Raw genomic sequence first — 12,847 nt, 5'->3', positions numbered from 1 at the left:
GCATGGTCGCGCTCATCGCTGCGGGTTTTGCAATCACGTGGTGTGGTTACGCAAACGCGCAAACAATAACATTGGAAGAAGCACTCCAGCGCGCAGGAGCAGAGTCGCCTACCATTAGCGCGCTGGAGACCGACGTCGAGGCTGCGGAAGGATTAGAGCGTCAGGCGGCGCTCCGTCCCAATCCGGAGGTATCTCTCGACGTGGAAAACGTTGGGGGAAGTGGCGCCTTTCGAGGCTTCAATTCTACCGAAACAACGCTTGCGGCAAGTCAACGTGTCGAGCTTGGCGGTAAGCGTGGAGCCCGCATCCGCGCTGCCGAAGCCGAAACGCGCGTAACCGAACTGCGGGCAGCTCTTGCGATGGCGCAGCTCGGTGCAGACGTTCGGCAAAACTATGCGGCGGCAGTCAGTGCCAGATCCAGATTGGATCTCGCCCGGGGTGTGGTCGAACGCAACCGCGAACTGGCCCGCATCGCGCGTGAGCTGGTCGACGCCGGGCGCGAACCTCCTCTTCGCGCTCTAAGGGCAGAGGCGGCGCTGGGTGAGGCCGAAGCGCGACTGCAAGAGGCCGAAGCGGCAGATCTCTCGGCAAGGGCGACCCTTGCTTCGCTGTGGGGTTCGCAATCGCCTCCCGACGAAGTTGTGCCCGAATGGCCTCAATTCCCGGGCGTCATTGCAATCGCACCTGAGAACACGATTGGCGTGCAACTCGCCGGTGCGGAAGCGGACGCCGCCAACCGGGTCATCGCGCAAGAGCGCGCCAATTCAGTGCCCGATCTATCGCTAAGCGCCGGTGTGCGGCGGTTCGAAGAAACCGGGGACCGGGCATTCATCGCCGGAGCGTCCATCAGCATCCCGCTCGGCAATCGCAATCAAGGCGCCATCTCGGCTGCGGAGGCGCGCGCACGGGGAGCGGAGTTTCGCCGCGCTGCAGCCATGGCAGAGGCTGCCAGGGAACTCGCCAGCTCCCGGGCAGAATATCAGGCTGCCGCGGCGCGGGTCGCGACCCTGGAAGAACGAAGCGTGCCACAAGCTCAAGAGGCGCTGCGCCTCGCTCAGATCGGCTACCGTAATGGAAAATTCACGCTGATCGACGTGCTCGACGCGGCGGCGACGCTCGATGCCGTCCGTATGGCACTCATCGAAGCGCACGAAGCGCAAGCAAGGGCCGGCGCAAACTTGCAGCGGCTGACTGCCACACCGGAGACCATGCCATGACACGCAGAAAAACCTTCATCGCACTGGGCGCGGTCGCCATCGCAGCGATCCTAATCTGGATCATCTGGGGTAGCGCCGGAAACGCACCCACCGACGCCCCGCCACCTTCACAGACAGCCTCTGAAAGCATTCCCTCGGAAATACGACTTACGGATGCGCAAATGCAGACGGCAGAGATCGCTCTTGCGTCCGTCGAGGCAGGTGATGCCGGCGAACTGATCGTGCCTGGCACCGTTCGTGCCGCGCCCAGTGCGGTCGCGCGCCTCGATGCTCGCGCCAACGGGGTCGTCGCTAGCATCCTGAAGACGCTCGGCGATCCGGTCAGGCGCGGTGAGACGGTTGCCCTCCTCGAAAGCGCCGAGGCTGCAACGCTTGCTGAACAGGTCGCATCAGCTGCCGCCCGAGCGCAGCAGGCCCGAGCAGCCTATGACCGCGAAAAGCGCTTGTTCGAAGCGAACGTCACCGCGCGGCAGGACCTCGAAGCCGCACAAGCAGCGCTCTCCGTGGCGAGCGCGGAACTCACGCGCGCGCGCGCAGCAGTGCAGGCGGCCGGCGTTACACGCAATGGGCGCTCGATTGCGGTAACCTCGCCTGTCGGCGGGCGTGTGACCGCAGCGCCGGCGGTGCTCGGAAGCTATGTGACCGCCGGCACAGAACTGTTCCGTGTCGTTGATCCCTCAAGGCTCCAGATCGAAGGTGCACTTTCTCCCGCTGACGCTTCAAAGGTCGCGGTAGGAGACGTGGCCACGATCAGCCTTCCCGGTGGAGGACAGGTCGATGCAAGGGTTCGCTCGATCACCCCATCGGTGGATTTGCAGACCCGCGCGTCTACCGCTGTCCTTTCTCTAAGAAGTGCACCGCCAAGCTTGCAACCGGACAGCTTCGTGGAAGTCAGGCTGACGACCGAGGCCGCAAGCGGCAGCGTGCTCAGCGTGCCTGCGGACGCAGTGCAGGATTTGAATGGGCAATCGATCGTGTTCGTTAGGACCAACCGGGGTTTCCGTGTCGCCCCGGTCACGACCGGCCAGCGGTCTGCAGGCCGGGTCACAATACTTTCAGGAGTGACACAAGGCCAGCAGATTGCCTCGCGCAATGCCTTCCTCATCAAGGCGGAAATCGCGAAGCAGGGAGAGGGCGATGAGTGAGGGAAACACCGTGCCCGAGAAGAACCATGGCCCACTTAGGCCGGTTCTCGATCTCGCCGTTCGCTTCCGTTGGGGGGTCCTTGTCGCCGTCGCCCTTGTCGCGGCGCTGGGAGCCTACAATTTGACCAAATTGCCAATCGATGCGGTCCCCGACATCACCAACAATCAGGTGCAGATCAACACGGTGGCACCGGCCCTGTCACCAGCGCAGGTAGAAAGCCAGGTCACCTTCCCAGTGGAGACAGGCCTTGCCGGTATTCCCGGGCTGGAGATGACGCGCTCCATTTCGCGCAATGGTTTCAGCCAGGTGACGGCCGTCTTCTCCGAAAGCACCGATATCTATTTCGCCCGCACACAGATTGCCGAGCGTCTCAGCGAAATCGCCGGTTCGCTTCCTCCCGGCGCCGAACCAAGTATGGGACCACTCGCCACGGGCCTGGGCGAAGTTCTGATGTGGTCGGTGTCGTTCGAACCAAAGGGTCAGACCAGCGCGGGCGGCACCGGCTGGCAGCCGGATGGCTCGTTTCTAACTCCGGAAGGCGAACGGCTCGACTCCAAGCAAGCGCGATTTGCCTATCTCAGATCGGTCCAGGATTGGATCATCTCGCCCGCAATGCAGCAGGTCCCGGGCGTGGCGAGCGTGGATTCAATCGGTGGCTATGAAAAACAATTCATTGTCCAACCCGAGCCCAATCGACTGATCGCGTATGGCCTTTCCTTTCAGGACCTGTCCGATGCCCTCCAGAAAGCCAACGTCATCAAGGGAGCGAACTTCATAAATCGTGGCGGCGAAGCATTGCTGGTGCGGCAAGACGCCCGACTGGGAGGGGTCGAAGATATCAGGAACGCGGTCGTGGCGACCCGTGAGAATGTGCCTGTTCGGGTTGCCGATGTGGCTACGGTGCGGATCGGCGGCAATCTTCGCACCGGCGGAGCATCCCTAGATGGCGAAGAGGTCGTGATCGGCACTTTGCTGATGCGGACCGGTGAAAACAGCCGCACCGTGGCTGAAGCGGGCACGACGAAGCTAAAGGCCGTTGCACAAACCCTGCCAGCGGGGGTCACAGTCGAGCCCGTCTACAACCGTTCCTCGCTTGTCGAAAAGACCATAGCGACAGTCGAAAAAAATCTCACCGAAGGCGCGCTGCTTGTCATCGTGGTGCTGTTTCTCCTGCTGGGGAATATTCGCGCCGCGCTGATCGCGGCCCTGGTGATTCCGATTTCCATGCTGATGGCAGCCATCGGCATGAATCGGCTCGGCGTGTCGGGCAACCTGATGAGCCTGGGCGCGCTTGATTTCGGTCTCATCGTCGATGGTGCGGTAATCATCGTGGAGAACGGCATCGCTCGCCTGGCGGCCAGACAGCATGATGAGGGCAGGCTTCTGACCCTCGGTGAACGCCTTGCTGAAACACGCAAGGCCGCGCAGGAAATGATCAAGCCGACAGTATACGGTCAGGCGATCATCCTTCTGGTCTACGCGCCCTTGCTCACCTTCACCGGCGTGGAGGGAAAGACCTTTTCGCCAATGGCGATAACCGTCATGCTCGCGCTGGCCTCGGCCTTCATCCTTTCCCTCACATTCGTTCCGGCAATGATAGCCTTGCTCCTGCGCGGTCGCCTCGCCGAACGAGAGGTTCGGGTCGTTCGGGCTGCGAAAAGCCGGTATGAACCGTGGCTCAAGGCAGCGCTGTCACGTCCGCGACGGGTGATTGGCGGCGGCGTGGCGGTATTCGCGGCGGCTGCTCTCCTCTTCGGAACGCTAGGCAGTGAATTCACACCTCAGCTCGACGAAGGCGACTTCGCGATCGAAGTAGTGCGGATTCCCTCCGTTTCGGTCGAGCAGGCCATGGTGATGCAGCGCCAGGTGGAAAAGGTGCTCGGCAAATTTCCGCAGGTCAGTCACGTATTCGCGCGAACCGGGCTCGGCGAAGCGGCAACCGACGCGATGTCACCCAATGCCTCCGACACCTATATCATCATGAAACCTCGTGACGAATGGCCGGATCCCTCGCTCGACAAGACCAAGCTGGTCTCCGAGATGGAAGAAGCGCTTGAGGTCCTGCTCGGCAATACGACTGAGTTCAGTCAGCCGATCCAACTGCGTTTCAACGAGCTGATTGCGGGCGTGAAGGGCGATGTCGCGGTCAAAATCTACGGGGAGGATCTGTCACGCCTAGGCTCGGCTGCTCAGAACGTCGCAGATGTCCTTCGAGCCGTATCCGGGGCGCAGGATATCAAGGTGCAGCAGATTAGCGGGTTCCCTACGCTGGACGTCACACTCGATCGTGCCCTCATTGCCAGATATGGCCTCAACGCCGATGATGTCTCACAGACGGTCGCCATCGCGCTCGGCGGCCAGGCTTCCGGCCTCGTTTTTCAAGGCGACCGTCGCTTCAATGTGGTCGTGCGACTGCCCGATCGTGTCCGGAACGATATCGATCAGCTGGGGGCATTACCTGTGCAATTGCCAAGCGGCACCATTACTGTCCCGCTCGGGGAGCTTGCCAGCTTTCAGGTCACCGAAGGACCCGCTGAAGTGCGGCGGGAGAACGGCCGACGGCTGGTGGTCATTTCTGCCAATGTGCGAGGCCGTGATCTGGGTTCCTTCGTTGCCGAAGCTCAGGCCAAGGTGGAAAATCAGGTTGCCTTGCCCCCAGGCGCGTCGATCTCGTGGGGCGGACAATTCGAGAATCTCCAGGCGGCGCAGGCGCGGCTCAAGCTGATCGTCCCCGTCTGCTTCGCGCTGATTCTCCTGCTGCTCTTCTGGGCGCTTGGCGGATGGATACCCGCTTTTGCGGTATTCAGCGCAATCCCCATGGCGCTTGCTGGAGGGGTGTTCGCATTGGCTCTCAGAGGAATACCATTCTCCATCTCGGCTGCGGTGGGCTTTATTGCCCTTTCCGGAGTAGCCGTCCTCAATGGTCTCGTGATGATGACAGCCATTCGTCAGCGGCTCGACGAAGCTCTCCCGCTTGATCAAGCCATCGTCGAGGGTGCGCTGGCGCGCCTCAGGCCGGTGCTCATGACTGCGCTCGTGGCCTCACTCGGCTTCGTTCCAATGGCGCTGTCGACTGGAACAGGTGCAGAGGTGCAGCGACCTCTGGCGACTGTTGTCATCGGAGGATTGATCACGGCCACTGCGCTGACCCTCTTCGTGTTGCCTGCGATTGCTCGCCTCGTCCTCAACGAGGGAGACGGGGACGAGAGCGGCCCTTCAAGATGGCGCGAGCTCATAGACTGGCTCATGAGGACAGTGAGGCGCGGAATTGGTTCTGAAAGCCGCAGGCCATTCATGAATGGCGAAGCGATCAAGGACACCGACTGATGGACAAGTCCGAAAACAGCAACATGACCGCTGATCTGCGTGCTGCAGTGCGCTTCGTCGCGATCGCGAACCTCGCCTATTTCGGTATCGAGTTTGCGGCCGCCTTGTCCATCGGATCTGTCTCGCTTTTCGCCGATAGCGTCGATTTTCTCGAAGACACTTCGATCAACCTGCTGATCCTTCTAGCCCTCGGATGGACGGCCGCAGCGAGAGCTCGGACAGGCAAATTTCTAGCGTTGCTGATTCTGGTCCCCGGAATAGCAGCAGTCTGGACGGCTGTGGCGAAGTTCGGCGCGCCGGTCACGCCGGATGCGAATCTTTTGACGATCACCGGCGCGGGTGCCCTGCTCGTAAATTTCGCATGCGCGATTCGTCTTGCTCGTCATCGCCATGGGAATGGAGGACTCACCCGCGCAGCATTCCTATCAGCCCGCAACGATGTCTTGGCCAACATAGCCATTATCGCAGCTGGCATCATCACGGCGATGACACTCTCGTTCTGGCCTGATCTAATTGTTGGTATGGGTATCGCGTTACTGAATCTCGACGCTGCCAAAGAGATATGGGAGGCTTCGAATTCCGAGACTGCGGATCTCGAGGCCGAGGCTTGAGCGAGATAAGTCCAGATGTCTATCGGGAGGGCGCCAAAGAGCTGCCCTGTGCTATGGCTGATGCCTTGAAGCGAAGGCATCAGCCTCCCCTCGCAACACTGCGGTCAACCGTCGTTGACCGCTTATCCTTCTGGCCAATAGGTCGACGCCATGCATCATGATCACACCCACCCCTCCGTCCATAAGCACGATTTTCTCGGATCGTCGCACGACAGTCACGCTCGCCGAACTCGATGGGTCGTAGCGCTTACCGCGGCTATGATGGTCCTCGAAATCGCCGCTGGACTGTGGACAGGTTCCATGGCCTTGTTGGCGGATGGCATTCACATGGCGACACACGCTGGCGCTCTGGGTGTGGCAGCCTTCGCTTACTGGTTCGCGAAACGGCATGTCGGCAATCCCCGCTTCACCTTCGGAACGGGGAAGGTCGGCGACCTCGCGGGGTTCGCGAGCGCCTTGCTTCTCGCGGTCTTCGCGATCGGTATTGCGGTAGAATCCTTTCAGCGTCTGCTCGCCCCGGCCAATATTGCCTATTCCGAGGCGATCTGGGTGGCTGTCCTCGGTTTGCTGGTCAACTTGGCCAGCGCATGGCTGCTAGGCGGAGATCATCATCACCATCATCAGGGTCATGATCATTCGCACGATCACGGCCACGCGCACTCGCATACCGACAACAATCTTCGTTCCGCTTACCTCCACGTTCTCGCCGATGCATTGACCTCCGTCATGGCGATCGTCGCGCTACTCGCCGGCCGCTATTTGGGATGGGCCTGGATGGACGCTGCCATGGGTCTCGTCGGCGCGTTCGTTATCGCTCGGTGGTCTTGGTCGTTGATGCACGATACGGCAAGTGTCCTCATTGACGCGGAAGCTGGCCCGGATCGTCTTGCGGAAGTTCGCGAAGCGATCGAGGACGGAGATGCGGTGGTGACCGATCTCCACGTTTGGCGGGTCGGCCCCGGGCACTATGCCGTCATCGTCTCGCTGGTTGCCGATCGTCCACTCCCGCCGCAAGAATATGCCGAGCTGCTGGCGACCCATGAGGAATACGCACACGTGACCATCGAGGTGCACACCTGTGAGGGCGCGCATAGGCTGCGACACGCGGCGTGAAGTGATGCTGCGGTCTACTGCTTCCAAGTCGCTCAGCATTTCCGCTGCTTACGCTTAGTTTTGCGAACGACGGCTTTTAGGACCAAATTGTATTAGCGGGAATGACCGATATTGGGGCGCAAAGCGGCCATAACCCCTCACGACCTCCTCCCCATCCAGCTCAGTAACTAACCGGCTGCCTTTGCACCAACCAGACGCTCGATGCTTTCCACGGTGATTAAAGTTCGTCTTCCGACTTTCTTTCTAACAAGCGTCCCATCTCGCATTAGCTTGTCGATTGTGGTTCGACCCAGCCCCGTCGCCTGCTCGGCTTGCGCGACCGACGCAGTAAGGTCGCCGGACCTGATCGGTTGAACAACCTCTTTCTGAGATTCGAGAGATTCAGCGGGAGAAGAGGTGCACTTCATTGTTGCCTGCGCATTGCAGCCGCTGGCCTGCTTTGTGATGCTGGCAGGTGAGGCTGCACAATACCGATCAAGGACCTTCACGAGCGCCGTTTCGGAGAAGCTGATCCCGGTTATCAGCACTGACGGTATCCCTCCCTGGAGCGACGAACCCTGGAGCCGGACGGTTCCGCCGTTCAATGCGATTTGGATATTTTCAGTTGCTATGATCATCTCCCAATCCTCAGTCGGGATTTGCGCATCGCGAACAATTTCGGTTGGACCCCCAGCGGGTCTTATCTCCCGCACAAGAGCATAAGTCTTGATAAGGCCTGCGGCCGCGAAGTCGGCGAGAAGAGTCTCAGCTCTGTCGAGATTCCTGGATTTAACGAGTTCGACCGCTTGGGCTGGAAGGATCGGTTGATGGGCCGGCATGCTTTCTCTCGATTTTGAATGGCCATGTGTGTCAGCCAATCGTGAAAAAGCGGTAACCCTCTGGTTCGCTATGGAAATGCTGTCCGATGGAGCTGGCGACAGCTCGAAATCTTATCGCGCCGAGATCCCCGCCAATGTTCGCGAATGGCCACCCAAGTTTTTCATGTTTTTTTCATGGAAATGCGGGCCATCTCTTCTAAGTCATTGAAAAGATGGTGGGCGCGGCAGGGATTGAACCTGCGACCCCACCCGTGTGAAGGGTGTGCTCTACCACTGAGCTACGCGCCCGCCCGGCTGCGCCGCTGGCGAGGCAGCGGCAGGGCAGGGGCGCGCCTTTACTGTGCGAATCGGCGCGTGGCAAGCATCCTAGCCGAACAGCAGGGCGACCACCCTCGCGAGCCATCCCTCGGGAGCGGAAACCTGCGCCTTGGTCGGCGCAGTCGTTGGGCAGGCGAGGCAATAAGCCTGCGCGCCTCTGGCCCCGAGCAGGCGTTGCGCATCGACCGAGATCTGCGTCACCAGCGCAGTCTGTCCCTGCGCGAAGCGCGCGAAGACATCGCCGCCCGATCCCCGTTCCTCGCCGTCACCGATCAGCCACTGGCGTAGCAGCGTGTCATAGGTCGAGGGCTTGGTGCCGAGATACTGGACGTGCCAGTCGTCGCCGAGATCGGCCTGCGCTGCGGTCCATTGCAGCGCTTCCTCCATGCCGCCGTACTCATCGACAAGACGCAGTTGTCGCGCCGTTCCACCGTCCCAGACACGTCCCTGGCCAACGGCGTCGACCTGGTCGCGCGTCATGCCGCGCGCCTCGCCCACGCGGGTGAGGAAGTCTTCGTAGCCGTTCTCGATGAAGGCCTGCATGATCGCATCGGTTTCGGGGGTGAAGCCGCCAATGAAGTCGGGCTGGCCCGACAGCGGCGTGGTGCGCACCCCGTCGCTGGTGACGCCGACCATCGCCGCGGTCTGCTCGAAGGTCGGGACGACCGCGAAAATGCCGATCGAGCCGGTGATCGTCTCGGGTTCGGCGAAGATCCGGTCGGCCGGGGTCGAGACCCAATAGCCGCCGCTCGCCGCGACATTGGCCATCGAGACCGCGATCGGGATGTCGCGTGCCTTGTGCCGCAGGATCGCTTCGCGGATCGCCTCGCTGGCGAGAACCGAGCCACCGGGCGAATCGACGCGGACCACGAGGCCAGCGAGATCGTCTTCGAGCGCATCGTCGAGCAGGCCGGCGATCCGGTCGCCGCCGGCAACGCCGGGGCCGGCATCGCCGTCGACGATTTCGCCCGCCACGGTGATCACGCCGATGGGCTTGCCCTTGCGGGGGAGGGGATTGTCCTCGACCCATACCGCGAGATCGGTGTGCGGATAGGCATTGGGGCCATCGCCCCAGTCGTCTGCGCCGACCAGTTCGACCACGCGCTTGTCAAAGTCGGTCCGGCTGCCGAGTTTGTCGACCAAGCCCGCCTGCAAGGCCGCGGTGGCGAGGTCGCCCTTCGCCGCGGAGATCCACTCGACCGGCCGGGTGGTGATGCGGGCGATATCGGCGCCGGGGCGCGCCTTCTTCAGATTGGCGCGATATTCCTCCCACAGCGTTTCATAGAGCGCGCGCGCATTCTCGCGTGCCGGCTCGGACATGTCGCTGCGGCTGTAGGGTTCGACCGCGCTCTTGTATTCGCCGACCTTGTAGACCCGGGCATTGACCTTCAGCTTGTCGAGCAGCCCGGCGTAATAGAGCCGCTCGCCGCCGGGGCCGACGACGATGGCACCGCCCAGTGGGTTGACCCAGACTTCGCTCGCATGCGCGGCGAGGAGCATGGCATCGTCGGTATAGGCAGTGGCATAGGCAAGCACCGGTTTCTCGGCTGCGCGCACCCGGTCGAGCGCCTCGCCGATCTCCTGCATATGGACCTGTCCGCCGCCGAGAAAGCGGTCGAGATCGAGCACGACGGCGGAGATGCGCTTGTCGCCGGCGGCCTCGTCGAGGGCGTGGACCAGGTCGCGTGCCTGGTATTCGCCCATCGGCGCCTCGCCCGAAAGCAGCGCCTCGATCGGATCGATCTCGGTACGTTCCTCGACCACCGCGCCGTCGAGCGCGATCAGCAATGCGCCTTCGCGCACCGAGGCCGGGCTTGGTCGTGCGGTCAGCACCGCGAACAGCGCCGAGAAGAACAGCAGCATGAAGACGAGCACCAGCCCGTCCTTGATGCCGACCAAGAGGCGCCAGACCTTGCCAGCGAATTTCATGCGTCAAATCTCCTGTCTGCATGCCGAGTTAGGGAAGCACGCGGGACTTTGCCACCGGAAAGCGCTTGAGCGGCACAGGCTGCTCGACTAAGGGCGTGGTCTCAATGACATCGACGCCAAACCCGCCGCACGCGGCCCGCTATCCGGCGGGCGGCCTCGCGTTCCCGCACCGCGACCTGATCGGTATCGGCCAGCTCGAACGGCACGAGATTCTCTTCCTGCTCGACGAGGCGGAACAGTGGGTCGCGCTCAACCGGCAGGCGACCAAGCACGAGAACCTGCTGTCGGGCCTGACCGTCATCAACGCCTTCTTCGAAAACTCCACGCGTACGCTGCTGAGCTTCGAGATCGCCGGCAAGCGGCTGGGCGCCGACGTGGTCAACATGCATGCCGCGCAATCGAGCGTGAAGAAGGGCGAGACGCTGATCGACACGGCGATAACGCTCAATGCCATGCGCGCCGATGCGATCGTCATCCGCCACGGTTCGAGCGGGGCGACCCAGTTGATCGCCGACAAGGTCGATTGCCCCGTGCTCAACGCGGGCGACGGGCAGCACGAACATCCGACACAGGCCCTGCTCGATGCGCTTGCGCTGCGCCATGCGCTGCGCGCTCGCGGCGCTGCGGCGGAGGATTTCACCGGGCTCACAATCGTGATCTGCGGCGACATCCTGCATAGCCGGGTGGCGCGCTCCAACCTGCTTTGTCTCCAGGCGCTCGGCGCATCGGTGCGGCTGTGTGCTCCGCCCGCGCTCATGCCGGTCGGGATCGAAGCCATGGGGGCGGAGGTGTTTCACGATTTCGATGCTGCGCTCGAAGGCGCCGATGTGGCGATGATGCTGCGGCTGCAGACCGAGCGGATGAGCGGACAGTTCATCCCATCGGCGCGCGAATACCACCATCTCTACGGTCTCACGAAAGAGCGTCTCGACAGGGCTGCCAAGGATGCGCTGGTGATGCACCCGGGGCCGATGAACCGCGGAGTCGAGATCGACAGCGAGGTCGCCGACATGATCGACCGGTCGATCATCACCCGGCAGGTCGAAATGGGAGTCGCGATCCGCATGGCTGCGCTCGATGTGCTCACCCGCCGCGCACGCGGTGTCGCAGGCTGGGGAGAGGCGGCATGAAGCAGCAACAGCCCCTGACGATAGTCGCTGGCCGGTTGGTAACCCCCGATGGCATTCACGACGGCGCCTTGCGACTGGTCGACGGCTTGATCGACAGCGTCGGCGTCGATCCGCAGGACGGCGACGAGATCGTCGATGCCGGGGGGCGTCTCGTGGTGCCCGGTCTGGTTGATCTCGGCGTTTTCGCGATCGACAAGCCGGCCTTCCATTTCGGCGGGATCACCCGCGCCGCGCTGATGCCCGATCAGTCGCCTCCGCTCGATCTGCCGAGCCGGGTTTCCTACATCGCCAAGAGCGGAAAGCCTGATTTCTGGGTCCACCCGCTCGCGGCAGCGACGCGCGGTCTGGAAGGGCGCGAGATCGCCGAGCTGGCGCTGATGCGCGAGGCGGGGGCGCGGGGCGTCGCCACGGGCCGCCAGTGGATCGCCGATGCGGGCGTCATGCTGCGGCTGCTGCAATATGCCGCCATGCTCGACATGGTGGTGATCGCCCATGCAGAGGATGCGGCGCTGGTCGGCAGTGCCGTTGCCACTGCGGGCGAGATCGCCACGCGTCGCGGCCTGCCGAGCGCGCCCCCCGAAGCCGAGGCGATCGCGCTTGCCCGCGATATTGCGCTGGCCGAAATGGCAGGCGCCCGGATCCACTTCCGGCAGGTGACGACGCGCGCCGGTCTTGCCCTGGTGCGCGCGGGCAAGGCACGCGGTGTACAGGTCACCTGCGGCGTCACACCCGCGCATTTCATGCTTTCGGATCTCGCCACGGTCGAATTCCGGACCTTCGCGCGGCTGTCTCCGCCGCTGCGGTGCGAGGATGATCGGCAGGCGGTCCGCGAGGCGCTAGCCGATGGCACGATCGACGTCGTCGCAAGCGGTCACGACCCGCGTGGGCCGGAAGACAAGCGCCTGCCGTTCTCCGATGCCGAGCCGGGCATGGCCGGGGCGGAGACGCTGCTGGCCATGACGCTGTCGCTGGTGCGCGACGAGCTGATCGACCTTCCCCGCGCCTTCGACCTCGTCGCTACCGCGCCGGCGCGGCTGCTGGGCGCCCCGGCCGGCGCTCTCGCAACCGGACAGGAGGCCGATGTCGCGATCGTTGATCCCGACCGTCCCTGGGTCATCCAGAGCGCCAAGATGGAAGCCACCGCCGGCAACACGCCGTTCGACGGCCAGCCGACGCAGGGACGGGTCGCCCAGCTCTACAAGGGCGGCGTGGCGATCAAACGCTAAGCACACGAGAAA

9 protein-coding genes and 1 tRNA gene are annotated in these 12,847 nt (G+C 62.8%); 7 read left to right on the top strand and 3 right to left on the bottom strand.

What is annotated here, in order from left to right:
* Positions 1 to 2: 2 nt before the first annotated feature.
* The 5 genes from K3181_RS11930 to dmeF all read left to right on the top strand — a co-directional run bounded on the left by K3181_RS11930 (position 3) and on the right by dmeF (position 7,414).
* Positions 3 to 1,217, top strand: a complete 1,215-nt coding sequence (locus K3181_RS11930) for a TolC family protein (protein ID WP_247715090.1) — start codon at positions 3 to 5, stop codon at positions 1,215 to 1,217.
* A complete protein-coding gene (locus K3181_RS11925) occupies positions 1,214 to 2,362 on the top strand; it encodes an efflux RND transporter periplasmic adaptor subunit (RefSeq protein ID WP_221603319.1) in 1,149 nt (382 codons plus the stop codon). Before K3181_RS11930 ends, K3181_RS11925 begins: the two co-directional genes overlap by 4 nt.
* Entirely contained in the window at positions 2,355 to 5,690 is a 3,336-nt protein-coding gene (locus K3181_RS11920; RefSeq protein ID WP_221603318.1) for an efflux RND transporter permease subunit, read from the top strand. The genes K3181_RS11925 and K3181_RS11920 overlap by 8 nt, the downstream gene beginning before the upstream one ends.
* Positions 5,690 to 6,301, top strand: coding sequence for a cation efflux transmembrane domain-containing protein (locus K3181_RS11915; protein WP_221603317.1), 612 nt, complete (start codon positions 5,690 to 5,692; stop codon positions 6,299 to 6,301). The genes K3181_RS11920 and K3181_RS11915 overlap by 1 nt, the downstream gene beginning before the upstream one ends.
* A gap of 150 nt (positions 6,302 to 6,451) precedes the next feature.
* Complete coding sequence (gene dmeF, locus K3181_RS11910; protein ID WP_221603316.1) at positions 6,452 to 7,414, top strand: CDF family Co(II)/Ni(II) efflux transporter DmeF; 963 nt, start codon at positions 6,452 to 6,454, stop codon at positions 7,412 to 7,414.
* Positions 7,415 to 7,581: 167 nt separating this feature from the next.
* Here dmeF and K3181_RS15660 read toward each other — a convergent pair whose 3' ends face one another.
* The 3 genes from K3181_RS15660 to sppA form a co-directional block, all read right to left on the bottom strand.
* Positions 7,582 to 8,271: a helix-turn-helix domain-containing protein gene (locus K3181_RS15660; protein WP_247715089.1), complete on the bottom strand. Its 690-nt coding sequence runs from the start codon at positions 8,269 to 8,271 to the stop codon at positions 7,582 to 7,584.
* A 174-nt stretch (positions 8,272 to 8,445) separates the two neighbouring features.
* Positions 8,446 to 8,520, bottom strand: a tRNA-Val gene (locus K3181_RS11900).
* Positions 8,521 to 8,598: 78 nt separating this feature from the next.
* Positions 8,599 to 10,479 (bottom strand): signal peptide peptidase SppA, encoded by a 1,881-nt coding sequence (sppA, locus tag K3181_RS11895; protein ID WP_221603315.1) that lies wholly within the window; start codon positions 10,477 to 10,479, stop codon positions 8,599 to 8,601.
* A 104-nt stretch (positions 10,480 to 10,583) separates the two neighbouring features.
* Between sppA and K3181_RS11890 the strand changes: the two genes are divergently transcribed.
* Positions 10,584 to 11,609, top strand: a complete 1,026-nt coding sequence (locus K3181_RS11890; RefSeq protein ID WP_221603314.1) for an aspartate carbamoyltransferase catalytic subunit — start codon at positions 10,584 to 10,586, stop codon at positions 11,607 to 11,609.
* Positions 11,606 to 12,835 (top strand): dihydroorotase, encoded by a 1,230-nt coding sequence (locus K3181_RS11885; protein ID WP_221603313.1) that lies wholly within the window; start codon positions 11,606 to 11,608, stop codon positions 12,833 to 12,835. The genes K3181_RS11890 and K3181_RS11885 overlap by 4 nt, the downstream gene beginning before the upstream one ends.
* Positions 12,836 to 12,847: the final 12 nt, after the last annotated feature.

The sequence above is a fragment of the Qipengyuania mesophila genome, assembly GCF_019711655.1.
Taxonomy (GTDB): Bacteria; Pseudomonadota; Alphaproteobacteria; order Sphingomonadales; family Sphingomonadaceae; genus Qipengyuania; species Qipengyuania mesophila.
The sequence above is the reverse complement of the archived record's forward strand: the minus strand, read 5'-3'. Positions and strand labels throughout refer to the sequence as shown.

Coding starts and splice junctions, on each gene's coding strand:
- K3181_RS11920 (WP_221603318.1), top strand. CDS start 2,355: ATGAGTGAGGGAAACACCGTGCCCGAGAAGAACCATGGCCCACTTAGG.
- K3181_RS11925 (WP_221603319.1), top strand. CDS start 1,214: ATGACACGCAGAAAAACCTTCATCGCACTGGGCGCGGTCGCCATCGCA.
- K3181_RS11930 (WP_247715090.1), top strand. CDS start 3: ATGGTCGCGCTCATCGCTGCGGGTTTTGCAATCACGTGGTGTGGTTAC.
- sppA (WP_221603315.1), bottom strand. CDS start 10,479: ATGAAATTCGCTGGCAAGGTCTGGCGCCTCTTGGTCGGCATCAAGGAC.
- K3181_RS11890 (WP_221603314.1), top strand. CDS start 10,584: ATGACATCGACGCCAAACCCGCCGCACGCGGCCCGCTATCCGGCGGGC.
- K3181_RS11915 (WP_221603317.1), top strand. CDS start 5,690: ATGGACAAGTCCGAAAACAGCAACATGACCGCTGATCTGCGTGCTGCA.
- dmeF (WP_221603316.1), top strand. CDS start 6,452: ATGCATCATGATCACACCCACCCCTCCGTCCATAAGCACGATTTTCTC.
- K3181_RS11885 (WP_221603313.1), top strand. CDS start 11,606: ATGAAGCAGCAACAGCCCCTGACGATAGTCGCTGGCCGGTTGGTAACC.